At 67.1% G+C, this 25,083-nt stretch carries 22 protein-coding genes; 8 read left to right on the forward strand and 14 right to left on the reverse strand.

Going from position 1 to position 25,083, the window contains the following annotated elements; genetic code table 11:
* Positions 1–466: 466 nt before the first annotated feature.
* Both ahcY and E3T50_RS06340 read right to left on the reverse strand, forming a co-directional pair.
* Positions 467–1,954: an adenosylhomocysteinase gene (ahcY, locus tag E3T50_RS06335; RefSeq protein WP_134551101.1), complete on the reverse strand. Its 1,488-nt coding sequence runs from the start codon at positions 1,952–1,954 to the stop codon at positions 467–469.
* 90 nt (positions 1,955–2,044) lie between these two features.
* Positions 2,045–2,269 (reverse strand): DUF3499 family protein, encoded by a 225-nt coding sequence (locus E3T50_RS06340; RefSeq protein ID WP_134462536.1) that lies wholly within the window; start codon positions 2,267–2,269, stop codon positions 2,045–2,047.
* A gap of 181 nt (positions 2,270–2,450) precedes the next feature.
* On the opposite strand from E3T50_RS06340, the gene E3T50_RS06345 reads away from it, so the two are divergent.
* Together E3T50_RS06345 and E3T50_RS06350 are read left to right on the forward strand one after the other, a co-directional pair.
* A complete protein-coding gene (locus E3T50_RS06345; protein WP_338145344.1) occupies positions 2,451–2,759 on the forward strand; it encodes a hypothetical protein in 309 nt (102 codons plus the stop codon).
* A 253-nt stretch (positions 2,760–3,012) separates the two neighbouring features.
* Positions 3,013–3,699: a hypothetical protein gene (locus E3T50_RS06350; RefSeq protein WP_134462532.1), complete on the forward strand. Its 687-nt coding sequence runs from the start codon at positions 3,013–3,015 to the stop codon at positions 3,697–3,699.
* Between the two features lie 362 nt (positions 3,700–4,061).
* On the opposite strand, the gene E3T50_RS06355 is transcribed toward E3T50_RS06350, so the two are convergent.
* Entirely contained in the window at positions 4,062–5,450 is a 1,389-nt protein-coding gene (locus E3T50_RS06355; RefSeq protein ID WP_134551103.1) for a glycosyltransferase family 87 protein, read from the reverse strand.
* A 132-nt stretch (positions 5,451–5,582) separates the two neighbouring features.
* Between E3T50_RS06355 and E3T50_RS06360 the strand changes: the two genes are divergently transcribed.
* Together E3T50_RS06360 and E3T50_RS06365 are read left to right on the forward strand one after the other, a co-directional pair.
* Positions 5,583–6,866 (forward strand): molybdopterin-dependent oxidoreductase, encoded by a 1,284-nt coding sequence (locus E3T50_RS06360; protein ID WP_241990795.1) that lies wholly within the window; start codon positions 5,583–5,585, stop codon positions 6,864–6,866.
* Between the two features lie 50 nt (positions 6,867–6,916).
* The gene (locus tag E3T50_RS06365; RefSeq protein ID WP_134551105.1) at positions 6,917–7,441 is read left to right on the forward strand and encodes a hypothetical protein; all 525 of its coding nucleotides are present in this window, start codon (positions 6,917–6,919) and stop codon (positions 7,439–7,441) included.
* A gap of 183 nt (positions 7,442–7,624) precedes the next feature.
* Here the strand turns inward: E3T50_RS06365 and E3T50_RS06370 are convergent, their stop codons facing one another.
* From E3T50_RS06370 to E3T50_RS06380, 3 genes are read right to left on the reverse strand one after another with little or no spacing between them, the layout of a single operon-like run.
* Positions 7,625–8,467, reverse strand: a complete 843-nt coding sequence (locus E3T50_RS06370; RefSeq protein WP_134551106.1) for a class I SAM-dependent methyltransferase — start codon at positions 8,465–8,467, stop codon at positions 7,625–7,627.
* Positions 8,464–9,147 carry a TIGR04282 family arsenosugar biosynthesis glycosyltransferase gene (locus tag E3T50_RS06375; RefSeq protein ID WP_134551107.1) on the reverse strand — a complete coding sequence of 228 codons (684 nt, stop codon included), beginning with the start codon at positions 9,145–9,147 and terminating at the stop codon, positions 8,464–8,466. Before E3T50_RS06375 ends, E3T50_RS06370 begins: the two co-directional genes overlap by 4 nt.
* Entirely contained in the window at positions 9,144–9,851 is a 708-nt protein-coding gene (locus tag E3T50_RS06380) for a glycosyltransferase family 2 protein (protein WP_134551108.1), read from the reverse strand. Before E3T50_RS06380 ends, E3T50_RS06375 begins: the two co-directional genes overlap by 4 nt.
* Positions 9,852–9,998: 147 nt before the next feature.
* Between E3T50_RS06380 and E3T50_RS06385 the strand changes: the two genes are divergently transcribed.
* Positions 9,999–10,796, forward strand: a complete 798-nt coding sequence (locus E3T50_RS06385) for a response regulator transcription factor (protein ID WP_241990796.1) — start codon at positions 9,999–10,001, stop codon at positions 10,794–10,796.
* 49 nt (positions 10,797–10,845) lie between these two features.
* On the forward strand, positions 10,846–11,997 hold the full coding sequence (locus E3T50_RS06390) for a sensor histidine kinase (protein WP_134551109.1): 1,152 nt from the start codon (positions 10,846–10,848) through the stop codon (positions 11,995–11,997).
* A gap of 45 nt (positions 11,998–12,042) precedes the next feature.
* On the opposite strand, the gene E3T50_RS06395 is transcribed toward E3T50_RS06390, so the two are convergent.
* The 4 genes from E3T50_RS06395 to E3T50_RS06410 form a co-directional block, all read right to left on the reverse strand.
* Positions 12,043–13,167 (reverse strand): NAD-dependent epimerase/dehydratase family protein, encoded by a 1,125-nt coding sequence (locus tag E3T50_RS06395; RefSeq protein ID WP_198417959.1) that lies wholly within the window; start codon positions 13,165–13,167, stop codon positions 12,043–12,045.
* Positions 13,164–14,069 (reverse strand): MTAP family purine nucleoside phosphorylase, encoded by a 906-nt coding sequence (locus tag E3T50_RS06400; RefSeq protein ID WP_241990797.1) that lies wholly within the window; start codon positions 14,067–14,069, stop codon positions 13,164–13,166. Before E3T50_RS06400 ends, E3T50_RS06395 begins: the two co-directional genes overlap by 4 nt.
* Positions 14,070–14,204: 135 nt before the next feature.
* Entirely contained in the window at positions 14,205–15,662 is a 1,458-nt protein-coding gene (locus tag E3T50_RS06405) for a DUF5719 family protein (RefSeq protein ID WP_134551110.1), read from the reverse strand.
* Positions 15,652–18,693, reverse strand: coding sequence for a glycosyltransferase family 2 protein (locus tag E3T50_RS06410; RefSeq protein ID WP_134551111.1), 3,042 nt, complete (start codon positions 18,691–18,693; stop codon positions 15,652–15,654). Before E3T50_RS06410 ends, E3T50_RS06405 begins: the two co-directional genes overlap by 11 nt.
* Before the next feature lie 104 nt (positions 18,694–18,797).
* Between E3T50_RS06410 and E3T50_RS06415 the strand changes: the two genes are divergently transcribed.
* Positions 18,798–19,574, forward strand: a complete 777-nt coding sequence (locus E3T50_RS06415; RefSeq protein ID WP_134551112.1) for a pentapeptide repeat-containing protein — start codon at positions 18,798–18,800, stop codon at positions 19,572–19,574.
* Here the strand turns inward: E3T50_RS06415 and E3T50_RS06420 are convergent.
* From E3T50_RS06420 to manA, 4 genes are all read right to left on the reverse strand, one after another.
* Positions 19,557–19,868 carry a WhiB family transcriptional regulator gene (locus E3T50_RS06420; RefSeq protein ID WP_134462510.1) on the reverse strand — a complete coding sequence of 104 codons (312 nt, stop codon included), beginning with the start codon at positions 19,866–19,868 and terminating at the stop codon, positions 19,557–19,559. The two genes, E3T50_RS06415 and E3T50_RS06420, sit on opposite strands and share 18 nt — an antisense overlap.
* 223 nt (positions 19,869–20,091) lie before the next feature.
* Complete coding sequence (galE, locus tag E3T50_RS06425) at positions 20,092–21,057, reverse strand: UDP-glucose 4-epimerase GalE (protein ID WP_134551393.1); 966 nt, start codon at positions 21,055–21,057, stop codon at positions 20,092–20,094.
* Positions 21,058–21,136: 79 nt separating this feature from the next.
* On the reverse strand, positions 21,137–22,177 hold the full coding sequence (locus tag E3T50_RS06430; RefSeq protein WP_166784221.1) for an FUSC family protein: 1,041 nt from the start codon (positions 22,175–22,177) through the stop codon (positions 21,137–21,139).
* 196 nt (positions 22,178–22,373) lie between these two features.
* A complete protein-coding gene (gene manA, locus E3T50_RS06435; RefSeq protein WP_134462504.1) occupies positions 22,374–23,639 on the reverse strand; it encodes a mannose-6-phosphate isomerase, class I in 1,266 nt (421 codons plus the stop codon).
* A gap of 124 nt (positions 23,640–23,763) precedes the next feature.
* On the opposite strand from manA, the gene E3T50_RS06440 reads away from it, so the two are divergent.
* Entirely contained in the window at positions 23,764–24,942 is a 1,179-nt protein-coding gene (locus E3T50_RS06440; protein ID WP_134551114.1) for an acyl-CoA dehydrogenase family protein, read from the forward strand.
* Positions 24,943–25,083: the final 141 nt, after the last annotated feature.

The following is a 25,083-nucleotide window of genomic DNA, read 5'->3' on the forward strand; positions in this document are numbered from 1 at the left end:
TCGGACGCACCCGACTTCAGGCCCTACTGGGCTGTCGCTCCGGGGCAACTTGTCTAACTTACCCACCCGGCCAGTCCCTGTCAAATCGGCCACACCCAGCAATTTCCGGCCCCAAAAAGGCACCACAAACACTCGGACAACACGACCCAACCAGCAACACACACCCGGTGGAGGCTTACAATCCTAGCCCAACACCAGAGAACTTGAAACAAGAACCCAACATTGATCTGACTAGAAGACGGTCCCACGTGAGGCCGAAAAGCACTGCGGCTTTCCGCACCTTTGGGGTACGTATAGATACATTACGGTCCCCCAGCCCACCCGTCAAAACGCCCCCCACCCGGGCGTGTCGCACCCCCAGCAACCACCCCCACCGCTTGAACGACAACCGGGCCCACGTTATGAACGCGCCCAGGTTGCACACTGGGCCCAGGGACGAAGCCCGGGGCCCTCCCTGGGAGCCGGGCTAGTAGCGGTAGTGCTCCACTTTGTACGGACCTTCGACGGGGATGCCGAGGTAGCCGGCCTGCTCGGGGGTGAGCACGGTCAGTTCCACGCCGAGCGCATCCAGGTGCAGACGCGCGACCTTCTCATCCAGCAGCTTCGGCAGCACGTACACGCCGACCGGGTACTTCTCCGGCGAGACGTACAGCTCGATCTGCGCGAGTACCTGGTTGGTGAACGAGTTGCTCATCACGAACGAGGGGTGGCCGGTGGCGTTGCCGAGGTTCATCAGGCGCCCCTCGGAGAGCACGAGCACACTGCGCCCGCTCGGCAGGAGCCATTCGTCGACCTGCGGCTTGATCTGCACCTTGACGGCACCCGGCAGCGACTCGAGCGCGGCCATGTCGATCTCGTTGTCGAAGTGTCCGACGTTGGCGACGATAGCGAGGTGCTTCATGCGCAGCATGTGGTCGACGCCGATGACATTGAAGTTTCCGGTGCCACTGACGAAGATGTCGACCTGTTCGACGACGGAGTCGAGGCGTGCGACCTGGTAACCGTCCATCGCGGCCTGCAGCGCGTTGATCGGGTCGATCTCACTCACGATCACGCGGGCGCCTTGGCCGCGCAGCGCTTCGGCGGCGCCCTTGCCGACATCACCGTAGCCGGCGACGAAGACGACTTTGCCGCCGATCAGCACATCCGTGGCCCGATTGAGGCCGTCGGGCAGCGAATGACGAATGCCGTACTTGTTATCGAATTTACTCTTGGTGACCGAGTCGTTGACGTTGATAGCCGGGAACAGTAGTTCCTTGCTCGCGGCAAGCTCGTAGAGGCGATGCACTCCGGTGGTGGTTTCTTCGGTGACGCCCACGAGGTCGGCCGCGACCAGTGTCCAGCGGTCGGACGACTCGGCCAGCGACCGACGGAGGGCGGCGAGAATGACGCCGTATTCGTGGCTGTCACCGGCAGTATCCGCTGGAACAAGGCCGGCCTTTTCGAAGTCGCGCCCCTTGTGTACGAGCATCGTGGCGTCACCGCCGTCGTCGAGGATCATGTTCGGGCCGGTCCAGGTGGCTCCGGCTGCTTCAGCTTCGGCGCTCCAGTCGAAAATCTGCGTGGTGCACCACCAGTATTCCTCGAGCGTCTCACCCTTCCAGGCGAACACGGGCACACCGGCGGGGGCGTCCACCGTGCCGGTGGGGCCGACCGCGATCGCGGCGGCCGCATCGTCTTGCGTGGAGAAGATGTTGCAGCTGGCCCACCGCACCTGGGCGCCGAGGGCGACGAGGGTCTCGATCAGGACAGCGGTCTGTACGGTCATATGCAGGGATCCGGCGATGCGGGCTCCGGCGAGCGGCTTCGACTCGCTGAATTCGGTGCGCAGGGCCATGAGCCCGGGCATCTCGTTCTCGGCCAGTCGCAGCTGGTGACGCCCAGCCTCAGCGAGCGACAGATCGGCGATCTTGTAGGAGAAGGTGGAAGGCGCGGTGGGCAAGGCTACAGTCATGCTGACATCTTGCCATTTCCGCCTGAATGACCGCGACATTTTTTCGATCGCGCCCGTTCTCTGCCTTCCTTCCGGCGCAGTCGTCGGGTTTCAGCCGGCGGTGTCCCGCTCTTCGGTCAGCAGACGGTGGCGCATCAATTGCCAGCCCTGAGGAGCGCTCGTTCGCTCCGCGTGTCGGGAACACAGGTCGAAGCTGTGCGGCTCTTTACGGCCGGAGAGCGGGCCAAGCACGGCCAAGGACTCCGCGTAGTCAAACGTCAGCGTGGCCACCGAGGGTTCGAGGCAGGCAACGCGGGAACACGGGCGGAATGTCATTGCTACAAGGGTACCGGCTGCCGGCCCGCCGTAGGATGGCAGCATGTCTCGATCCCGTCGTTCCGCAGCTCCTGAGCCGACCGTTCGCGGGCGCGGGCGTGACCGGCACGGCCGCGGCATCCGCAGTTCAGCGACCGGCCCATTCCTGCCGCCGTTACGCACTCGCACTGACCTGTTCGACATGACACTCGTCGCGGCGATCGAGTATTTGCGCGGCCTCTGGCCCCAAGAACTGGGCAAGTCCGTGTTCGAGGTGGCGTCCGGACCGCTGTCGGTCGTGCCCGGCGTGGGTGTTGAACGCTGGATGGTGACGCCCGCGATGAATCGCGTGGTGTTCTACCGTCTGCCGATCCAGCGCCTGTCGCGCCTGCACGAAAACGATGAGATGCACCAACGCATGATGATCGAGACCTGCGTGTTTCGCGGCGTCGCCGAACTGCTCGACAAGGACCCCTGGGATCTCGCGCCGGATCGCTTCCGCCACTTCTGAGGGATCGACTGAAACCCGCAGTGTCGATTGCCGTCGGGCGGGCATCCGCTTGACTGTGTCCTGAGTTCCGCGCGATGACTGGGATCGCAGGCCTTGCTCGGGGCGTTTGGCCTGCCTGCTGGTCGGAACGTTTGCTGTATTTAGTAACAGAAGGGTAACGGTTCGGGGCAAGTCCAAACCATTTCGGGGGTGGAGCCGAACACCATGCAGACCCCAACACCAACTGCACGATCTAACGAAAAGGATTCATCCCATGCGTTCATTCACCAAAACCACCGTCGGTTTCGCTGCTGCGGGAATTCTCATCGCCGGCCTCGCAGGATGCTCATCGGACGCCAGCACGGCGACACCGGCGCCCGCTTCAAGCTCAAGCTCGTCCAGCTCGGCCGAAGCCACGCCGACGCCGCTCGCCTCTATCCCCAGCCTGTCCGGTGTTGACACCGCCGTGCTGCTGGACGCCGACTTCGGCGCTGCGCTGACAAGCCTCGGCCTCACCGCCGGCACAGTCGGAACAGCCACGCTCGAAGAGGGCAGCCTGCACTTCCCGATCACCGGTGGAAACGTGGACTACTACGACCCGGCCGAGAGCTACCGCCCCTTTGTTCAGGGCACCATTCAGCACGAGGGTTCCGGCTTCTCGCTGACCGCCGGCGACATTGTCGTCGAGCTCACCAACTTCACCATCGACCCAGGCACCTCGGAGCTCTTCGGTGATGTCTCGGTCAACGGAGAGTCCGCCGCGACCCAGGCCCTCCTGTTCAACCTCTACGGTGGTACCCTTGAGCCCCTCAAGATGGACGGTGACAACGCCATCCTCACTGGTACCACGGTTCACATCTCCTCCGTCGCCGCCGGCCTGCTGAACTCCACGTTCAGCACCGACGCCGTCGCTGACCAGATGCTCGTTGGTATTGCGACCATCACCGCCGCGACCAAGTAGTCAGTCGGTAACTGGTTAGGCGGCTCTACCTAAGAGTCATCGTCACAGCACGAATCGGGGCCCGCCACACGGCGGGCCCCGATTCGTGCGTGCCCGCCCACGTCATCGAACTTCCTGCGAGCAGTTGGCAGGCGTTCAGATTGGTGCCGCCTGCGCAGACACCGGCCGCGAGCGGAAGTGAGCGACGGCATCCGCTCGGTCGGCGTAGGCCAGCACAACGGTTTCGACCCGGAGCCGCAACCGGGGCTGCGCGGGTCGTTGCGGACCGTCGCGCCAGGGTCGATCGGGTCAAGGGAGAGCCGTCGATTCCGCTGCCCAAGACGGCGGCGAATGCGGCCCGCACACAAGGAACACAAACCGATTCAGGCGGGGCGCACTCGTCGCGATCGGGGCAGTATCCGTTTGAGGCCACCGGGGCCGGCGCGATGCAGCGAGACCAGGGCGATCACAATGACCGAAATCGCGATCGACGTTTGGGTGAGTTGCACGCTCGGCACGAGCAGCCGCAGCGTGAGCGCCATCGGCACGAGCAGCCATTCCCAGCGCCCGCTGAGCGCAACGAACGGCAATAACAAAAGCGCGTACCAGGGGTAGCGCGGGCTGAGTACGAGCAGGGTCGCGCCGATCATGACGAGCTGGCCGACCCACGGCTGGTTTTGGTCGGTCTTGACGATCACCAGAAGAGCGACGACGGCAAGAATCAGGGCGGCGACGATGACTGCCGATTCCCCGGGCGCGACAAGAGACACCAGGGCGAACCGGGACCCATCCTGGTACCCCTCTTCGCTCAAGTAACCGGGCAGATAGCCGAGAACCCCGATGCCGGTGGCCAGCACATAGGGCAGGTACAGCAGCGCAAAACTCAGAATGGATGCGGTGATCATGCGCCACCCGCCCCGTTTGAGTAGGGCCGGTGCCGCCAAAACCGGGATGAGCTTGGTGCCGATCGCGATTCCGAGCATGACGCCCCCGCGCCAGACCTTCTTCGACGACACCAGGAACGCCGCCGCGACGACGAAGATAACGCCGAGCATGTCGACGTGGGAGTTGGTGATGGCCTCGGTGGCGACGAGCGGGCACCAGGCCCAGAGCGCCGCGCTGCGGGGGTCGAGGCCGCGTCGCTGCATGCCGACCAGCAGCAAGACGGTCGTACCGACACTCAGCACCAGGCCGGCGAGCTGCAAGGGCCAGTAGGCGGGTTCGGGTCCGGTGAGAAAACGCACGCCGGCGAAGAAGATCTCACTGGCCGGCGGGTAAATCGTGGGTACGGCCGTGCGGTTCAGTGCGGAGCAGAGCAGGTCGCCGGAGTCAGTCTTGTGGGCGCTGGCGATGCGTTCGCCGACGCAGGCTTCCTGGCCGTCGGCCGTGGTTTGGGATGCCGGGAACAGCCAGTCTGGTCTCAGGGAATCGAGACGGTCATCCGCTGGGGTGAAAGCGTAAGGGCTCATGCCGTTGTTTTGCACAATGCCGTCCCAGGCGTAGCGAGCCGAGTCCGTGCTCGTGTTGGGTGGGCCGACCATGGCCGCGCCGCCGATCAGGGTAGAGCCGGCCAGGATCAACGCGACCACCGCCTTGCCTCGGACCCGGCGCAGCAGCCAGTACGCCAGGCCGAACAGCAGCCAGAGAGCACCCGTCACGAGCACGAACTGTACCTCGTCCCGAACCGGTGCAAACAGGTCGAAGGCCAATACGCTGAAGGCGGTGAGGGCAGCGCTGAGCACAAGCAGCCCCGCGATGATCGTTATGCGCACGGTTCATCCTCTCGCATCATGCGCGTTGTAGCGCCCGGCGTGATGCTCCCGGCTGACACACCCGCACATCGTAAGGATTCAGCGGGGTTGAAGCGGGCTCCCAGGTGGTGGAATAGAATCATGCGGCGATTGATGTATGAGGCCCAAAGGGCGCTGGCGTCGCCGGTGCGCAATCCCCGGATGGCGACGGTGATTGGGCGGCTCCTCGGCGCCGCTTTTCTGATCTGTTTCGGCACCGGCCTGTACAGTCATTTTCTGCAGGAACCACTCGACTGGATGCGTTTCGCAACCCGGCCCGAGTTTCTCTATCAGGTCACCCAGGGCACGCACATCATCGCCGGGATCGCCTGTTTTCCGCTACTGCTGGCCAAACTCCACATTGTTTTTCCCGGGCTGTTCGCATATCCCCCGGTGCGCGGATTCTGGAATTTTCTCGAGCGAGCCTCGATCGCCCTGTTCGTAGGAGCCTCGCTCGTGCAGATCACGATCGGGCTGCTCAACACCTATCAGTGGTACCCGTGGCCGTTTCCGTTCCGCCAGGTGCACTTCGCGCTCGGCTGGGTGCTGATCGGGCTGCTGGTCATTCACATCGGGGTCAAGCTTCCAACGATCACGCGGTACTGGAACAAAGCCTCCAAGGCGAGCGGGGACGACGATATCGACGGCGGCCATCGCGCCGACCACCATCTCGTGGATGCGGTCTCGGGTGACCGAGGCGAGAACGACGAGGCCGCGCGCCTGAGAGGCACGACCCGGCCCGGCGGCCTGACCGGGCGGGCGCTCCATTACATCGACTCCACCCCGCGCGCGGCGAGCCGGCTGAGCCGTCGCGGATTTCTCACCACGGTCGGCGTCGCCACGACCGCAGTCGTCGGCCTGACCGCTGGGCAGACCTTCACCCCGCTCAACGCGGTCAACCTGTTCGGGCCGCGCAAGAAAGGCGTGGGCCAGCAGGGCGTGCCGGTGAACCGCACGAGCAAGCAGGCGAAGGTAGCCGATGCCGCGATGAACTCGGCGTGGACCCTGACGGTCGCGGTCGCGGGCGCCGAGCGTTCCTTCACCCGGGCCGAGCTGCTCGCCCTCCCGCAGACCGACGTGACCCTGCCGATCGCCTGCGTCGAGGGGTGGAGCCAGATGGCCTTCTGGCGCGGCGTGCGGTTGCGCGACCTCGCCGATTTGATGAGCGCCGATCCGGAGACCTCGTTTCGTTTGATCAGCCTCGAAGAACGCGGCAGCTTCAGCAAGACGCAGATGGGCCGGGAGTATGTGCGCGACCCATTGACCCTCGTCGCCCTCGAGCTGAACGGTGAGACTCTCGACCTGGAGCACGGGTATCCGGCCCGGATGATCGCGCCTGGCCGTCCCGGCGTGTTGCAAACCAAATGGCTGAGCCGAATCGAGGCGATCGAATCATGACAGCGAGTGCGAACGGGTCGCGACACGGGTCCGCCGGAGTGAATGTCGGGGTGACCGAGACCGTCGGGACCGGACTCAATCCTCCGCCGGCCGGGATCACGGCGTCGACCAGCAGACGAATGCGCACCATCCGCTGGGCACTGGTGGGTGGCGGGGTATTGCTGCTCGCCTGGGGCGCATTCGTGATGTTTGATTTGGTGCGGCTCACCCGGATTCCAGGGGTGGCGCTGTGGATTGCCGCGGCAATCCTTCTGCACGATGCGATTCTGGCGCCGATCGTGTTCGCGCTCGGTATTGGGTTGCGGCGAGCCGGGCGCCGGGTGTCCGGGACGGTCATTGCGATCGTGCAGGGCGGCATCGTCGTCGGGTCGATCGTGTCGCTCATCGCTGTGCCGACGATCGTGGCAAAGAATTTCGCACCGGCAAATGCAACCGTGCTGCCGCTGAATTACGGGCTCAACCTGGGGATCTTCTGGATCGTGCTCGCCGCACTGACCGTGGGGCTATCGGCCTGGGCGGTCATGCGCGAGCGGCGCGGGTCCGGCGTGCGGCTGCAGGACGACTCCGAGCGCTGATCTGGGCGCAGCGAGCAAACCTGCGCCCGGCCGCAAGGGCGCTGCGAACCCGGCACTGTGGGCGCGTCGCTCCGAACCCGGCACTGTGGGCGCGGCTCTGCGAACCCGGGACTGTGGGCGCGGCACTGCGAGCCCGGCACTGTGGGCGCGGCACTGCGAGCCCGGGACTGTGGTGTGGGCGCGCTAGGCGCGCGCTAGGCGGGCGAAGGAGCGCTCGCCCTTGGTCCATTCGGCGACCTGCACCAGTCCGACTTTCGCGGCTCGTCGACGCAGGGCGCTGACCCCGATTTCGGCCCACGGGAAGGCGTCACTCGTGTGACCCGCGGCATCCTGCAGGGTGCTCTCGTAGGCGAGGTCATGCTCGGGATCGCGGTGCACCTCAACGACAAGCACTCCGTCGACGGCTAGTAGGGACACGCAGCGGTCGAGCAGCGCATCGGGGTCGCCGCCGATACCGATGTTGCCATCGACGAGCAGCAGGGTCGCCCAGGTTCCTTCGAGTGGAATGTCGTCGAACACCGAGCGGTGCAGAACAGCGAGTCCGGCCGCGACCGCGATTCGCACGGCGGTCGGCGATACGTCCACGCCGAGGGCGTCGAGCCCCTCGTCGATCGCGGCTTGGATCATGCGCCCCGGGCCACAGCCGATGTCGAGCACCGGACCGGCCACGCCGGCGAGCAAAGATCGGTCGATCGCATCGGCTCCGGCGCTCCAGCGCCCGGCGTGCATGGTCGAGATGCGCGCCGCGGTGCCCGGATCGGCGTCGAGGCGGTGGCCGTACAGGTAGAGCACGTTGTCGTCGCTCTGCAACGCCTGGGCGTAGGGTTCGGACCCACCGGCCCCGAACGTGGTCGAGCGGCGAAAGCGGTCGGTCGTTGTTCGGTCGCTCGCCGCACGGGCCGTCAGCGTGCGGTCCGCCAGCTGGCCGATGAAATCGGCCGTGAGTCGCTCGGCAGTCTCGACAGTTCCGTCGCGGTCCGCGCATTCCGCCCACTGATCCCAGAGTCGCGGCGACACGACGCTCATGAGCGTGCCCCGCTCCGGGAGAGAAGATCGACGGCGCGCAGTTCGGCAGCACCCGGCTGAGCGGATGTTCGCAGCCCCGCGAAAGTGCGCGCAAACCGGGTGTGGGGCGCGGCCGAGGCGACGATGCGGGCATCAGAAATGGTGTCGATGTCGGTGAGCGCGGGCAACAGGCGCACGCTCAGGCCCGCTTCGTTGAGGCGCCGCAGCTGGTGTGCGCCGGTATCGGAGCGGCTCATCGGGATGCCGCGGAGCAGCGCGCCGGTCGGGTTGTTCAGGGCGAGCGCCCAGAAGCCGCCGTCGTCTGCCGGGCCGATCCAGGCCTCCGTCTCGGTGGTCCAATCGGTGAACACGGGCATGAGTAGTTCGTGGGTGACCTGGGGGGTGTCCATGCCGAGCAGAAGGGTCGGTTCGTCGAGGTGGTCGAAGATCGCGGCGAGGCGCTCGTCGAGACCGCCAGCGCTTTGCGGCAAAATTTCCCACGCGGAGGCTTCGGGCGGCGGCGTCACACCGTCGAACGCCAGAATATGGTGCGTTGCGGGCAGTGACCCGGCGACAGCGAGGGTGTCGGCGAGGCTGGCCGCGGCTAATTCGGCCGCCTGTTCTAGCGAGAGCGGCGGGTGCAGCCGGGTCTTGACCTTGCCGGGCAGGCACTCCTTGGCGATGACGACGATGGCGGTCATGAGCGTGCTCCACTCCGGTCGACGCTGACGTTCCGGTCGACACGGTCGGCGCGGAGCAGTGCGGACATGTCCTGGATAGCCGTGAGGGTGCCGCGCACGGTTCCGGTCACCTTGCTGCGGCCTACGCGCGGGGCGTAGCCGGTGTCGACTTCGCGGATGCGCCAGTTAGCGGCGGCGGCTCCCAGAAACATCTCGAGCGGATACCCGCTGCGGCGGTCGTTCAGGTCAAGGGCGAGGACGTTGTCGCGGCGAGCCGCGCGCATGGGTCCGAGGTCATGGATGTTCACACCGGTTATTCGGCGCAGTCGCCAGGAAAGATAGGTATTTGCCACACGGGCATGCGCGGGCCATGCGTTGCGCGTGGTCGGGCGGCGGCGGCCGAGTACGAGGTCGGCTTCATCGGCGGTGATCGGGTCGACCACGAGCGGCAGGTCGCGGGGGTCCATCGAGGCGTCAGCGTCGCAGAAAGCGACGATCGGGGCGGTCGCGGCGAGGAGCCCGGCGTGGGCGGCGGCGCCGAATCCGCGTCGACTCTCGTGCACGACGTGCGCGCCGAGATGGCGCGCGAGGTCGGCGGAGCCGTCGGTCGACCCGTTGTCGACGACGATCGCGCGATAACCGGCGGGCATACGTTCAAGAATCCACGGCAGAGCCTGCGACTCGTTCAGACAGGGCAACACCACGTCAACCCGAGTGCTTTTCATAATTCGACTCTACGGTGGAGGGCTGGGCCTCCAATGCGAAAGAGGTTACGAACCACGGAAAGATGCTGAGGGGCCGGTGTGAGTGGGCGATGGAGGGCATCCGCTTCCGTGATCGACCTAAACGATGCGCGCGCCTAGTCTAAGGGGGTGTCTCCCTCCCAATATTTTTCGCCACCGCGAACGGATTCCCTCACCGGCCGCCGCGTGCTCGTCATCGAGGACGACCCCATGGTGTCCGAGGTGGTCGGGCAGTACCTGCGCGCCGCCGGGTTCGTCGTGGACGAAGCCATCGATGGGCTCGCCGGCCTGCGCCAGGCCGAAGCCGTGCAGCCCGACCTCGTGGTGCTCGACCGCATGCTTCCGCTTCTCGATGGCATCGAAGTGTGCCGGCGTATCCGCGTGAACTGGGGTGCGCTGCCGGTGATCATGCTGACCGCGCTCGGCGAGGAAGAGCACCGCATCGAGGGTCTTGAAGTGGGTGCCGACGACTATCTGGTGAAGCCGTTCTCACCACGGGAGCTCGTGCTGCGGGTGCAGTCGGTTCTGCGGCGAAGCGGCACGGAGTCGATTCCGGAGGGCATGCTCGATGCCGGCGAATTCTCCCTCAACCTGGCCGCGCATGAGATTCGTTTGCGTGGAAAACCACTCGTGCTCACCGCGCGGGAGTTCGACCTGCTCGCCTACCTGATCTGGCGGCCGTCGAAGGTGCTGACCCGGGAGGAACTGCTGCGCTCGGTCTGGGGCTGGGAATTCGGCGACCTGTCCACCGTGACCGTGCACGTGCGGCGGCTGCGGGAGAAAATCGAGGCAGACCCGGCGCATCCGCTGCTCGTGACTACGGTGTGGGGTGTCGGCTACCGCTTTGATCCGGTGCCGCTCGGGACCGGTGAGGATGCGGCAACCGCCGTGACACCGGTGTCTGAGACGTCGGGGGGTTCGGCATGACCGCCGCCGACCAGGGGGCGGAAATTCTCATCACCCCCTTGCGGGCGCAGTGACCGCGCCAACGTTTGCAGCCGTCGCCGGCATCGCCCTTGCCTGCGCGCTCGTCGTGGGCGCGTTCGGGCTGCTGGCGCTGCGCCTGCTCTCGCGTGGATCGCTCGTGACGCAACTCATCGTCGTCGCGTTTGCGACCGTCGCTTCGGTCGTCAGCGGAACCGCAGCGGTCGCCTCGCTCATGTACCTGTCGACGCACGACCTGACCGTGTTCTACTCGGTTGTCGTGGTCGCCGGAATCGTTTCACTCGTCATGGCCGCCGTTTTGGGACGCTCGCTCGTGCGCGACAACCAGTATTTTCGGGCCGCGGCGGTGAGCATCGGTCGGGGGGAATCGGTGACATCCCCGGATCGGCATACGAGCACGGAATTCGCCTCGCTGGCCGGAGAACTGGCCGCAACGGCCGACCGGCTGACCGAATCCCGCGAGCGGGAAAAGCGCATCGAAACGTCGCGACGCGAAATTGTGGCCTGGATCTCCCATGACCTGCGCACGCCCCTCGCCGGCATTCGGGCCATGGCCGAGGCCCTCGAAGATGGCATGGCGCCCGACCCCGAACGGTATTACGTGCAGATTCGCGGGCAGGTCGACCGGCTCAGCGGCATGGTCGATGACCTGTTTGAGCTGTCCAAGATCCACTCGGGAGCGTTGCAACTCACCTTCGAACGGGTCGCCCTGTATGACCTGATCAGCGACACGATCGCCGATCTCGCGCCGGTCGCCCTCGCGAAATCCCTCGATCTGCGCTTCGAGGGTGAACGCGGGCTCAGCCTGCAGGCGGATGCCCGCGAGCTCGCTCGCGCGGTGGGGAACCTGGTCATGAACGCCATTCAGTATTCCCCGGCCGGGAGCGCCATCGTCGTGTCGGCCACCCGGCACGTCGACGGGCGGGCGGTGATCTCGGTCGTCGACGCGGCCGGAGGAATTCCCGAGCAGGACCTCCCCCGGGTGTTCGAGGCCGGCTGGCGGGCGAGCGAGCCGCGCACAGCGTCCGCCTGGGGCACCGGCACCGGTCGCAGCGGCGGCGCCGGGTTGGGGCTCGCGATCGTCGAGGGAATCGTGCGGGCTCATGCCGGGCAGGTGACGGTGACCAATGTGCACAACGGATGCCGGTTCGAGCTGCTGCTGCCGCAGCATCCGCTTGGTTGACAGGGCACGAAATAAGGCAGCGCTCGAACTGCTGCGCGTGACCGGTCAGGGGCGCACGGCGGCTCGCAGGGGGGCCGTGGCGAACTCCCGCATGCCATCCTCGAAGGAGACCGTGGCCGACCAGCCGAGTTCCTGACGCAAGCGCTCGGAGGATGCGGTGATGTGACGCACGTCGCCGAGCCGGTACTGTCCGGTCACGACCGGAGCCAAGCCGCCCGACGCAGCGGCCAGGGCGGAGGCCATGTCTCCGATGGTGTGCACGATTCCGCTGCCGACGTTGAACGCGCGAAATATTCCGGAATCGGCGGGCGCTGCCGGCCGGACGTGTTCCGGCGCGGTGAAGTCCAACGCGGCGATGTTCGCCGCGGCCACATCCCGCACGTGCACGAAGTCACGGCGCTGCCGGCCGTCCTCGTAGACCCGCGGAGCCTCACCGCGCTCGATCGCCGAGCGAAACAGGGAGGCGACTCCCGCGTACGGCGTGTTCTGCGGCATGCCCGGACCATAGACGTTGTGGTACCGCAGGGCGGCGACGCGCCCACCGGTGGAGCGGGCCCAGGCCGTGGCGAGGTACTCCTGGCCGAGCTTGCTGCTCGCGTAGACGTTGCGTGGGTCGAGCGGATCGGTTTCGCTCACCAGCATGGGCTCGAGCGGCAGCCCGGTCGCCGGGTCGAGCGGGTCGAAGCGTCCGGCGTCGAGGTCGTTCGCCAGGCGCGGTCCCGGCCGGGTGGATCCGTTCGGGCCGCGGTAGCTGCCCTCACCGTAGACGACCATGGATGACGCCATAACCAGACGACGGATGCCCCGCTTGGCCATCGCGGCCAGCAGCACCGCGGTGCCAACCTCGTTGCTGTGCACATAGTCGGGGGCGTCAGCGAAGTCGACTCCGAGACCGACCTTGGCGGCTTGATGACACACCACGTCGATGTCGACGAGGGCGCGGGCGGCGACGGCCGGGTCGGTCACGTCCCCGTGCACGAATTCCACCCGCCGGTCCAGACCCGCTGGTGCGTTGCTCTGGGTCGCGGACTGCGGCGCGGGACCGTGCACGTCGGCGCGCAACGAGTCGAGCACGCGCACCGTGTAACCGCGGGCGAGCGCAGCGTCGACGACCGCCGATCCGATGAAGCCGGCGCCGCCGGTGACGAGCAGGTGTTCCCCGGCCCTCACGACCGATCCCCCGAGCCGGAGTGCACGGCACGCGCCAGGACGACGTCGACCTGGGCCGGATCGATGAGCGCGCGCGGAGTGAAGTCGGTCGGCAAAGCGCGCAGGATGCCGTCGATCGCGGCCAGGATGCGAGGCTGGGCCTCGCGGAGGCGACGGAACACGGCCGACGCGGTCACAGCATCCGTTTCGCTGGTCGAGGCACCCGCGTCAACCTCGAGCACGGGCGCCAGCCCGGCGTCGGCGTCGGTCACGAACGAGAGGTTGACCGTGCCCATATTGAGCTCGCCGGCAAGCACTATCTCGGGGTAAGCGGTCATGTTGACGATGTGCGCGCCGATCGACCGGAACCAGACCGACTCCGCCCGGGTGGAGAACCGCGGACCCTGGATGACGACAACCGTTCCGGTCGGTGCGAATGTCTCGCCGAGGGTGGTGAGGGCACTGATGGCGTAGCCGCGCAACAACGGATCGAACGGGTCGGCGGCGGAGAGATGCTGCACCGACTGCTGATCGTAGAACGTGTCGGTGCGGCCAGCCGTGCGGTCGATGAACTGGTCGGTGACCACGAGCAGCCCCGGCGTGTACTCCGGAGTGACTCCACCGACGGCCGATGAGGAGATGATTGCGCGCACGCCGATCGAGGCGAGCGCCCAGATGTTGGCCCGGTAGTTGATCAGGTGCGGTGCCACGCTGTGTCCACCGCCGTGTCGTGGGAGAAACGCGACGCGACGACCGGCACGCTGGCCGATCGTGACCGTAGCCGTTCCGTACGGCGTCTTCACCTCGTGAGTCACCGCACCCGACGGGTCGATGAGTTCGTAGAGTCCCGAGCCGCCGATCACGGCGATCTCCGCGCGAGCGGTCGAGTCAACGAGGCGGTCGGCAGTCGAGTCAATCGTCACAAGCGGCTCCCAGCAGGTTACAAGTGGAACAATCAGTGTGCCATCGAAACCGGCGCTCCCGCGCCAGCCCGCCGCCGGGACACCCGAAAACGGATACCGCGCTCCGGCCAGACGATTGGCCCGGGCCCGCAGGAACTAGTGCGTGTAGACGCGGATGCCCGAGGCGAGCGGACCGGGCGGGTTCAGGGCAAACGAGGAGAGCGCGCCGTCGCCGGAATAGTCCACGAGCGCAAAGAGCTGTTCCCCGCCGGTCACGACGTAGCGGACTCCGCTCGCCACCGGCACCGTGGCGCTGGCCCCGGCGTCGACCCGAAGGTCTACCGGGGTGCCACCGTCGGGCGTGAGGGTGAGCGTGGCATCCGCTGCCGCGCCGTTGACGAGGTGCAGGGTCGGCGACGGTCCCTCGGCCACCGCGACGGCGAAGTCACCGGTCAGCGGCGCCGACGCGGAGAACCAGCCGAAGTCCTTTTTGCCGGCACTGTCGGTAGCGGTTCGTGCGGCCGCGACGATCGGCTCGTCGGACCTCAGATGTACCGAGAAACTGCCAACGGCCAGCGGTGACAACGGAATCTCGGTGGCGATCCCGGGTTCGACGTCCACCTGGGTAGACGTTCCCCCCGTGGTTCCATCGGCGCTCGTCACACCGATCTGTACGGTCGCCGCGACAGCGCCCGGCACGAACACCCGAATCGACGGGGTGTCGGCATTGAAGCCTTCCCCCGTCGTCACGGTCTCCTCGGTGACGGCCGTCATAACGCGCACGCCGGCAATGATCTGATTGGTGGCGGGGGTCGCGGTGGTGCCGATGATCTCGACACCGCCCGGTTCGATACCCCGGATACTGCTCTGCTCCAGTGCGGCAACCACCTGCCCGCCGCGCGATTGAACCCGCAGAACGGGCGACTTCACATTCGGGGCGAGGCCGGCGAGCGAAATGATCCGCTGCTCTCCCGGCTGCACCAGAATGCCGGTGGCACCGGGCGCATCGACGAGTCCGCTCTCGCCGGAGACGGTCACGTCGACGGTGGCGAGCACGGTGCTCGGGTTGCTCAGCAGCAGCAGGCTGGTGCGTCCAATGTCGGTGGAACCGCCAACGATCCAGGCGTCGCTGGCCGCTTCGGCGCAGGTGGCGACGGCGAGACCGCCGAGAGTGTCCGTGGCGGCGACCTGCGACTGGCTGCCAGCCACGAGCGGCGGCACCGTGGCGCCGTTTTGCGCGGGAACGGTCAGGAGCAGCGGCGGCTGCCGACTGTTTGAATCGTCGACCGCGGTGATCTCGGTAACCTCCGGGCGAATCTGCGCCAGGGAGTCCCCCGCAACGGCGCCATACACGGCGGATGCTGCCCCCACACTCGACGCCGCCTGCGCCTGTGTCGAGTCTTCGGCGAGCGTCAACAACGGCCCAGGGCACACCCGCTGCTGCTCGCTCGGCGACGGCGCGATCTCGCTCGAGCGCGGTTCGCGCTCCACGGTCGGCAGCGTCACCAGGGTGGCAATCCCAAGCGTGACAACGACGACGGCGATGCCGGTGAGGCCGAGCACGCCGCGACCAGCGCGCCCGCCGATGCGGGCGATTCGGCTTCTATCGGGCATTGTGTTCCTTCGCGGTCGTCGGCTCGGACGCACTCTCTATGGAATCAGAGACCCCGTCGTCGGACTCCAACCCGGTACCGACACCAATTTCCCGGTCTATCGCGAGGTCGGCTTCCAGGTCGGTGCCGAGTGGCGCGTCCAGGCCGCTGTCAAGGTCAGACGCCGATGCCCCGTCCTTCGCCCGGCGCCCGCGCCTCGACTTCTGCTTGGCATCGGCCCGGGCTGCCCGGCGAATGGCATCGCGATTGGCTTGGCGCACGGCTTCGCGGCCGGCACCGATCGGCAGGGACAGCAGCACCGCGCTGCCTACCACGATGAGGGCAATCAGGAGGGTCACGAGGCCGAAGGCGCCGCCCGCGCTAGCCGGGATGGGGGTCGAGGCTGCGGCATCCGTTTCGCCGAATTGCCACAGGCGGCCGAACTCGGTGTCGCCGACCGGGGCCAGTGCGGCGTTACCGTCGAGGGCGGTTTCGGTGCGCAGTGCCGTGGCGGCAGCGTCAACGTTGTCACCGGCCGGCTGCAACACGATAAAGCGGATGCCGAACTCGGTCAGATCCGCGCTGGTGTCGAGTCCGCTGCGGGAGGCAAGGTTGCCGGCGAGTTCCGCGAGCGCTTTCTCGCGGGCGCTGAGCGTCTGGTCGGTGCTGCTGAGGGTGGATTGCTGGTTCAGGATGGCGCCGGCGCCGCGTTCGATGGTGGCGAGCAGGCCGCCGTCGGCTTGCGGAGTGAGCTGCAGCGTGCTGATCCGAGGGTCGATCTGGGCTTCAGCCGCAACGAAGGCCGGTTGAGTCTGCCCGGTTCCCTCCCGGACGGCGGCAGTCCCGAGGTGCAGCGAGGCGACGAGCGGCAGTACCACCACGGCCAGGGTGAGGGCGGCGACCACGCCGGGCGCCAGAGCGAACCGGTGCAAAGGGCGGAGGCCGATCACCAGGGCGCCGACCAGCCCGAGCCAGTACAGGCTAAGCCCGGACCCCGACCAGACGCGCACCGGTTCAGCGCCGATCGCGGCGAGTACGAGCTGGTTGGCAGCGAGGGCGGTGCCGAATCCGAGCAGGGCCACCAGCCAGGCTCCGCTCGCGAGGCGCGCGCCGGGCAGCAGCAGCGCCAGGAGGGCGAGCACGGCCAGCGGCGCGAGCAGAATGGGCACCAACGTCTGCGGATCGAGGCCGACAACGGCGAACCGGTCGAGCACATCGGCCCACCCGTCGGTACCCGGCAGCCCGAACAGCAGGTGCAGGGTGGGAGCGTGCCCGCTCGGCACGGGCAGGCCAGGGTCGGCAACGAGGTTGAGCCAGGTGCCGCGCAGGCCCTGGTCGGCGATAAGCGGAATCGCCAGCGCGAGCGCCGGCAGCGGTATGCCGATGAAGCGCATCGCCCTCCGGGTGGCGAGGGCCACGCTGAGGGCCCAGACCACGAGCAGGGCCGGGGCGAGTGAGGGCGCGCAGGCCAGGACCGCCGCGAACAGCAGGGCGGCCGTGGCCGACGCCGACCAGGTGCGCGCCGCCGCGAACCAGGCGAAGAACAGCCACGGCAGTAGCAGATGCACCAGAATCGCGGCCGGGCGACCGTCGGCCAAGGCGATCAGAAAGGTCGGGGCCAGCACCCAGAGGGTGGCGGCCAAGGCGCGCAGGCTGCCGCGGTCGGTCAAGCGAGTCGCGGCCATCCACGCGCCGACAGCGGCGAGTGGGAAGGCGAGCGCGTAGACCAGCACGAGCGCGAACGACGGCGACCAGAACGCAATCGAGCCGAGCACAGCGACGACCGCGGCGAACGGGTCGGCCGCGCCGACGAAGCCGAGCCCGAGATCACGCCAGCCGTAGCCGACGCTCGCCCACAATTCGGGCAGGGTGGGCGAGAGCGGCAGCAGTCCGCCGCCGGTCAGGGTGTCGGCGCCCAGCAGCGGCAGCATCATGACAATGCCCACGACCGCCGCGGCGAGCATGGTCCAGGCCCCGCCGCCAGCGAAGAATCGAATTTCCGGGCGTTCGCCGTGCAGGCCGAACAGGCTCGCCTCTCGCTTGAGCGAGTGCCGCCGGCGCACTTCGGCCGACGGAACCCGCAGGGTAGAGATGGCGTCCCAGCCGAGCGTGCGGGTCTGGGCGAAGGAGCGACGGGCGTTACCGACGCGCATTCCGTTGAAGGCAGCGCCGAACGCCGCCGAGAATTCGCCCGCGACCGCGCCGGGTTCCTTGCGCAGCAGTTGACCGATCGAGCGTATGAAGGCGAGCGGCAGCAGAGACAGCCAGTGCACGACCAGGGCACCGGCCGGCGCGTAGACCAGGCGCCGGTGTAGTTGTGCGGAGCGTTCGGCCCGCATCCGGCGCCGGCGCAGGCGCCCCCGCGATGACTGGTTGGGCCCGGCAACGCCGTCACCAGCCGACGCGACGCGGGCGGCCGGAACGACCGCGACGCGATAGCCGGCCAGGCGCACGCGCACGCAGAAGTCGAGCGAATCGTCAACCGTCGGCAGGGCCGGGTCGAACCCGCCCAACTGCTCCCAGACGGTGTGGCGCACGAGCATGCCGCCAGCGCTGACGGCAAGCACGTCGCTCAGGCCGTCGTGCTGTCCCTGGTCCAGTTCACTTTCGACCAGGGCGACGGTAGTGCCGAGCGGCGTCATCGACTCGCCAAAGTTGTGGATGTATTCGCTGGCGATCCATTCCATGACCTTCGGACCGGCGACAGCCACCGAGGGGGCGATCTCAAGCGCATCGACGAGCACCTCGAGGGCGCTCGGCTCCGGCGCGCTGTCCTGGGCGAGCAGCCAGAGCAGCTCGCGGTCATGCGTGGGCGGCGTCGACACGCGGAGAGCGGCGGATATTGCCTGCCCGAAGTTCAGATCGGCGTCGGCGGCAATGAACTGTGTCGGCTCGAATTCGGCGAGCATCTGCGCGGTCGCATCGCTCGAACCGCAGTCCACGGTAATGACCCGATCGGGTTTGCGGGTCTGCAGCGACAACGCCTTGAGAGTTCGCTCAAGGTGTTTCGCGCCGTTTCGGGCGACAAGGATGGCGGTGACTCTCGGTTGCATAACAGCTCCAGCCTAGGACGGAACGGCTGGGGGGCCCTGAACCGAGAGGGCGCGCCTCAAATATTGGGCCGCGCGAGCGAGCGGATGCGAGCGGATGCGAGCGGATGCGAGCGGATGCGAGCGGATGCGAGCGGATGCGAGCGGATGCGAGCGGATGCGAGCGGATGCGAGCGGATGCGAGCGGATGCGAGCGGATGCGAGCGGATGCGAGCGGATGCGAGCGGATGCGAGCGGATGCGAGCGGATGCGAGCGGATGCGAGCGGATGCGAGCGGATGCGAGCGGATGCGAGCGGATGCGAGCGGATGCGAGCGGATGCGAGCGGATGCGAGCGGATGCGAGCGGATGCGAGCGGATGCGAGCGGATGCGAGCGGATGCGAGCGGATGCGAGCGGATGCGAGCGGATGCGAGCGGATGCGAGCGGATGCGAGCGGATGCGAGCGGATGCGAGCGGATGCGAGCGGATGCGAGCGGATGCGAGCGGATGCGAGCGGATGCGAGCGGATGCGAGCGGATGCGAGCGGATGCGAGCGGATGCGAGCGGATGCGAGCGGATGCGAGCGGATGCGAGCGGATGCGAGCGGATGCGAGCGGATGCGAGCGGATGCGAGCGGATGCGAGCGGATGCGAGCGGATGCGAGCGGATGCGAGCGGATGCGAGCGGATGCGAGCGGATGCGAGCGGATGCGAGCGGATGCGAGCGGATGCGAGCGGATGCGAGCGGATGCGAGCGGATGCGAGCGGATGCGAGCGGATGCGAGCGGATGCGAGCGGATGCGAGCGGATGCGAGCGGATGCGAGCGGATGCGAGCGGATGCGAGCGGATGCGAGCGGATGCGAGCGGATGCGAGCGGAACGAACGGCTACGCGCGCTTGCGTAGTTTGCGGCGTTCGCGCTCGGAGAGGCCGCCCCAGATGCCGAATCGTTCGTCGTTACTGAGCGCGTATTCGAGGCACTCGCCGCGCACCTCGCAGCCGGAGCAAATCTTCTTGGCGTCGCGGGTGGAGCCGCCCTTTTCGGGAAAGAAGGCCTCGGGATCGGTCTGCGCGCACAGCGAGTCGGCTTGCCAGGCTAGAAGGTTCTCGTCGCCGAGATCTTGCCGTACGCCCGGAACACCGAGGGCGACGGGGTCAACGAACCAATCCTCTGGTACTCCGGAACGATAGTCGAGCATGGCCACATCGTCTCCCCGCGCTCACTCCGCACCGAATAGTGCTGTGCCTAATTACACCGGTGTAATTCGCTAACGTCAAGTCGCAAATCTTAAACCCTCAATACAGGCTGGAGGGTTGCGACGCGCCCAAGGAGTCGAAGTCGGGCATTCGGGCGGTACCCGACCTGCGCGGCAACGTTGCGAACGTAGCACGATCGGCGCCGTCAACGGCGTGTCGTCGCCCTCAGAGGGCGGCGGCGCGCGACGAGTCCCAGGCGCTCTGCACCATCTGCTCGAGGGTGTGGCGCATACTCCAGCGCAGGTCGCGAGCCGCGAGCGCGCCCGAGGCCACGATGCGATCGGGGTCGCCGGCGCGGCGCGAACCGATCTGAGGAGTGAAGTCGATACCGGTGACCCGGCGCACGGTCGCCATGATCTCGCCGACCGAGACGCCGTCGCCGCTGCCGAGGTTGTAGACCGCCTCGATGCCGTTGCCGGCGTCGAGGCGTCGGGCCGCGGCGACGTGCGAGAGCGCAAGATCAGCCACGTGAATGTAGTCGCGCACGCAGGTGCCGTCGGGTGTGGCATAGTCGTCGCCGTTGATGCGCGGGGTGCGACCGTCGAGCAGCGCGGCGAAGACCAGGGGGAAGAGGTTGTGCGGGCTGGTGTCACTCAGGGCGAGGTCGCCAGAGCCGACGACGTTGAAATAGCGCAGAGAGGTGTGCCGGAGCCCGGTTGCGATGGCCTGATCACGCAACAGCCATTCGCCGATCAGCTTGGATTCGCCGTAGGGCGATTCCGGGCTCTTCGCGGTCGCCTCGGTCACCAGGTCGGTATGCGGGGTGCCGTAGACAGCGGCGCTCGATGAGAACACGATGCGATCGATTGCGGCCGCGCTCATTGCAGCGAGCAGCGTGGCCGTGGCGGTGACGTTCTGTTCATAGGTGTGCAGCGGACGCTGCACCGAAACGCCGGCGTACTTGAAGCCGGCCACGTGCACGACTCCATGCACGTGGTGTTTGTGGAAGGTGTGCAGCAGCAGGTCGCCGTCGAGCACGTCGCCGCGCACGAAGGGCACACTGGTGGGAACGAAGGACTCGTGACCGCTCGACAGGTTGTCGAGCACGACCACGTCGAGTCCTTCCGCTTGGAACGCTCGCACCACGTGAGAGCCGATGTACCCCGCTCCGCCGGTTACCAACCACGCCATCATGCCCCACTCGTTCGCGCGGCACCGCTCTAGTACCGACAATTCAGGGTAGTGGCAGCGCGCAACCGCCATGCGCGCCTTATCTGTTCCGTCTTGGTGCTGGCGCGGAGCCCTGTTCGGTTCCCGGTCGAAGGGCCATCAGAATTCGTTGGAGGTCGATCACGATAGCGGCCGTGGGGCTCAAAGACCCCGCCCCCACACCTATTTCCTGCTGCATCGCGCGCAGGACCGACTCCACAGCCAGGCCAGCCTGGTCGAGGAACTGAGGTTGGCGTGGGTCGTCGACGCCGACGCTGATCGCTTCGGCAACCGCATGGAGGGCTGCACTGAGAACGGGACGCAGCTCGTGCGGCAGCTCGAGCGGGATCGGTTTGCCCCACACCATGCCAGCCAGCACCTCGGTGAGGTTTCGGATGTGGAACGTGACGTTTTCCAGCGCAAGGAGGGCGTCGTAGTCCGCATCCAGGTTTGCCCGATTGAACCACGCGCGCGGGTTGCCCTTGCGGCTCTCATCCGCCGTCTGCACGGCCGTTCGTACCCGGCGTGCCGCCGCATTGAGCGCCTCGCCCTGCGTGGCCCATTCATCGCGCGCCGGCGGCCAACGCTCCACCAAGGCTTCGGCTATCTCGGTGACGTGCGTCGCCAGATTTTTCCGAAATCCCGACAGTCGTTCCCGTGCGGGACGAATAGCGAGGGGCGGCACGATCAGCAGATTGACGGCTAGTCCCACGACGATTCCCAGACAGATTTGGGTTGCGTAGCCAATCGAATAGCCGTCGGCGTTTGGACCGCCGATGATCAGCACGAATAGAGCGGTGATGGGCACATACTCGCCGCCCACTCCCATCCATTTCATACCACCGATCAGGGTGCCCAGGCCCACAGCGAACGAGAGGGTCCACACCGTGGGTTCGCTCACGATGAGCACGATCCCGGCCAGACCGATGCCGATGAGGACCCCGGCCAGGATCTGGACGGCGCTGCGGAGCGATCGCATCAGCGTGGGGTGCATGCTCAGCAGCGCGCCCAGCGGAGCGTAGTAGGGAAAATCTTTGGCGGTACCGGGCATGAGCGGAGCAAGCGACCAGGCGATCGCCACGGCGATAGAAATCTTGGCCACCTGAAGCGCCCGCGCACTCATGAGGCCGCGTCTGACCCAGTCCAGGGAGCGCCTGCCTGACAGTGCACCGGTGCGTGGCATTGTTTCTGGTTCCCATCGGCTCAGGATGCCCTCCCGCATCATCTCCGACCGGAGGCTGGGCGTGGAGGCTGGTGAGGTTCTGCGAAGCCTGTCGCCGAGCCGGGCGACGCAAGCGTCACCGGCCCGTGGTCGCCAAAAATACCTCGCCGGTTCCTGCAAAAGTCAGGGTGCCCTCTTCGGGAGTGATGTATACGGACTGCCCACGTTTGAGCGGCCGCGACGACAGGCCCCCAGCCACCAGGAACCCGCCCGCCGTGCAGATGGCTATGGCCGGACCGGTCAGGGTGATCTGTCGCATCGGAACGGGCGTCGCAGTCACTGCGTCGGCATCCGCTGCAATGTGCACGAGCTCGAAGTCGGGCACGCCGGGGCGATACCGCGAGACCCCGGGCGCGTCCACGACCGGTGCGAGGTAGGGTGCCGACACCGGCGTGAAGTCGAGCACTGCGAGCAGCTCTTCGATGTCGATGTGCTTGGGCGTCAGTCCGCCGCGCAGTACGTTGTCGGAGGCGGCCATAAGCTCAACGCCGAGCCCCGACAGATACGCGTGGATATTGCCGGGTGGCAGATAGATGACCTCACCGCGTCGCAGGGAGACCCGGTTCAGCAGCAGGGCGAGTACGATTCCCGGGTCGCCGGGATACTCGGTGGCAAGCAACCGCACCGTGGCCAGTTCGCGCGCGTACCCGATAACGGCTCCCCCGCTGGCCAGGAACTCGGCGTGCTCGGCGAGTTCGACGACCCGTTCGACCAACCATTTCACCTCGCCCGAGTCGCCGCCGCGGCCGTCGCGCAGCAACCAGTCGACGGTGCCGCGCAGCCCCTGAGCGAGATGGTTCTCGAGCGAGTCGATGGCGGCGGCCTGAGGGTTCTCGGTTGCGAGGTCGAGCAGGCGCAGCTCGGCGATGATTCCGCGCACCTCGGCGAGCGGGCGAAATCCACACAGCGCTTCGAAGGTATCACTGAGCGCAAAGATGAGCTCGGGCTTGTGGAACGGGTCGCGGTAATTGCGGTTGCCGGCGTCGACGGCAATTCCGGCGTCGTTTTCCAGCTCGAATCCGGCGCGGGCCTGCTCGCTCGTCGGGTGGGCCTGCAGCGACAACGGGCGGCCGGCGGCCAGGATCTTCAGTAGGAAGGGCAGGCGCGGGGCTGCACTGTCAGCGCCGAGCGCCACCGCGGGCGAAGCTTTGATCCACTCGACGAGATTCGCGGCCCCGCCGACGAGCGCTGCATCCTCGATCACCGATGGCGAACCGGCGTGGGCCCCGAGCCACAGCTCGGCCTCAGGTTCACCGGACGGCGCCTGGCCGAGCAGGTCGGCGATGGCGTGCGTGGATCCCCAGGCGTAATTGCGCGGGGTGTTGGTGATGCCCACAAACATGGTTGGCTCCTTCTTGCGCTGTTTAGACCAAACTACCAACCAAGTTGAGGCGCCCAGCCGCGAACCCTAGGCTAGCGGCCAGTCCCGGTCGCGTGTCGGCCGCCCTTTCTGCAACGGAGCATCCATGACCTTTGAGCTACTCGGCAGCGACTTCTTCGGCTATGAAAACCTGCTCACCGCGCCCGAGCAGGCGGCCATTGTCCGGGTGCGCGCCTACCTCGAAAAAGAGGTGCGGCCCATCGCGAACGGATACTGGGACCGCGCCGAATTTCCCACCCAGATCATCAAGCCGCTCGCGGAGCTCGGCGTGTACTCCTTCGGCTGGGACGAAACCAGGCAGTTCGAGAATTCGGCGGTGTTCCGCGGATTCCTGGCACTGGAGCTCGCGCGAGTGGACGCATCCGTCGCCACGTTTGTCGGCGTGCAGAACGGCCTGTCGGCAGGGTCGCTCGCGGCCGCTGGCTCGGCCGAGCAACGCGCCGAATGGATTCCGCGCCTCGCCTCTGGCGAGATTGTGGGAGCGTTCGGCCTGACCGAGCCGCTCTCCGGCTCCGACGCCGCGCAGGGACTCCGCACCACTGCCACCCGCAGCGGCGAGCGCTGGACCCTGAACGGTGCCAAGCGATGGATCGGCAACGCCACCTTCAGCGACGTGACCATCATCTGGGCCAAGGACACCGCCGACAACCAGGTGAAGGGCTTCATCGTTCCCACCGACACCGCCGGCTACTCAGCCACCAAGATCGAGGGCAAGATCAGCCTGCGCGCCGTGCAGAACGCCGATATCACCCTGACCAACGTGGTCGTTCCCGAAAGCCTGCGCCTGCAGAACGCCAATTCGTTCAAGGACACCGCCAAGGTGCTCCGGGCAACGCGCGCCGAGGTGTCGTGGGCGGCCGTCGGCAATGCTATCGGCGCCTACGACGCGGCCGTGGCCTACGCGACGTCCCGCCAACAGTTCGGCAAGGCCATCGGCGGTCACCAGCTCGTGCAGGATCTGCTGGTCAAGAGCCTCGGCAACATCACCGCGAGCCTCGGCATGGTCGTGCGGGTGTCGCAGCTGCACGACGAAGGCGTTCAGCGCGACGAGCACTCCGCGCTGACCAAGGCTTACACGACCAGTCGCATGCGGGAGAGCGTGGCGTGGTGCCGCGAGCTGTTCGGCGGCAACGGAGTCACCCTCGAGTACAACGTGGCCCGGCACTTCGCCGACGCCGAGGCCATCTACTCCTACGAGGGCACGCAGGAGATGAACACCCTCATCGTGGGCCGCACCATCACCGGCCAGGCCGCCTTCGTTTGAGCGGCGCTGCCCGGCCGGGTCGCGTAGGCCGGGTGCCGTGGGCCGGGTGCCGTGGGCCGGGTGCCGTGGGCCGTGGGCCGGCCGTAGCTGAAACCGGTAAAATTGGCGCCACGCCGGTTGGGGCATCCGTCCGTGTACCGC

The sequence above is a fragment of the Cryobacterium gelidum genome (assembly GCF_004403985.1).
Lineage (GTDB): Bacteria > Actinomycetota > Actinomycetes > Actinomycetales > Microbacteriaceae > Cryobacterium > Cryobacterium gelidum.

Coding starts and splice junctions, on each gene's coding strand:
- ahcY (WP_134551101.1), bottom strand. CDS start 1,954: ATGACTGTAGCCTTGCCCACCGCGCCTTCCACCTTCTCCTACAAGATC.
- E3T50_RS06340 (WP_134462536.1), bottom strand. CDS start 2,269: ATGACATTCCGCCCGTGTTCCCGCGTTGCCTGCCTCGAACCCTCGGTG.
- E3T50_RS06345 (WP_338145344.1), top strand. CDS start 2,451: ATGACACTCGTCGCGGCGATCGAGTATTTGCGCGGCCTCTGGCCCCAA.
- E3T50_RS06350 (WP_134462532.1), top strand. CDS start 3,013: ATGCGTTCATTCACCAAAACCACCGTCGGTTTCGCTGCTGCGGGAATT.
- E3T50_RS06360 (WP_241990795.1), top strand. CDS start 5,583: ATGTATGAGGCCCAAAGGGCGCTGGCGTCGCCGGTGCGCAATCCCCGG.
- E3T50_RS06370 (WP_134551106.1), bottom strand. CDS start 8,467: ATGAGCGTCGTGTCGCCGCGACTCTGGGATCAGTGGGCGGAATGCGCG.
- E3T50_RS06375 (WP_134551107.1), bottom strand. CDS start 9,147: ATGACCGCCATCGTCGTCATCGCCAAGGAGTGCCTGCCCGGCAAGGTC.
- E3T50_RS06380 (WP_134551108.1), bottom strand. CDS start 9,851: ATGAAAAGCACTCGGGTTGACGTGGTGTTGCCCTGTCTGAACGAGTCG.
- E3T50_RS06405 (WP_134551110.1), bottom strand. CDS start 15,662: ATGCCCGATAGAAGCCGAATCGCCCGCATCGGCGGGCGCGCTGGTCGC.
- E3T50_RS06410 (WP_134551111.1), bottom strand. CDS start 18,693: ATGCAACCGAGAGTCACCGCCATCCTTGTCGCCCGAAACGGCGCGAAA.
- E3T50_RS06415 (WP_134551112.1), top strand. CDS start 18,798: ATGCGAGCGGATGCGAGCGGATGCGAGCGGATGCGAGCGGATGCGAGC.
- E3T50_RS06420 (WP_134462510.1), bottom strand. CDS start 19,868: ATGCTCGACTATCGTTCCGGAGTACCAGAGGATTGGTTCGTTGACCCC.
- galE (WP_134551393.1), bottom strand. CDS start 21,057: ATGGCGTGGTTGGTAACCGGCGGAGCGGGGTACATCGGCTCTCACGTG.
- manA (WP_134462504.1), bottom strand. CDS start 23,639: ATGTTTGTGGGCATCACCAACACCCCGCGCAATTACGCCTGGGGATCC.
- E3T50_RS06440 (WP_134551114.1), top strand. CDS start 23,764: ATGACCTTTGAGCTACTCGGCAGCGACTTCTTCGGCTATGAAAACCTG.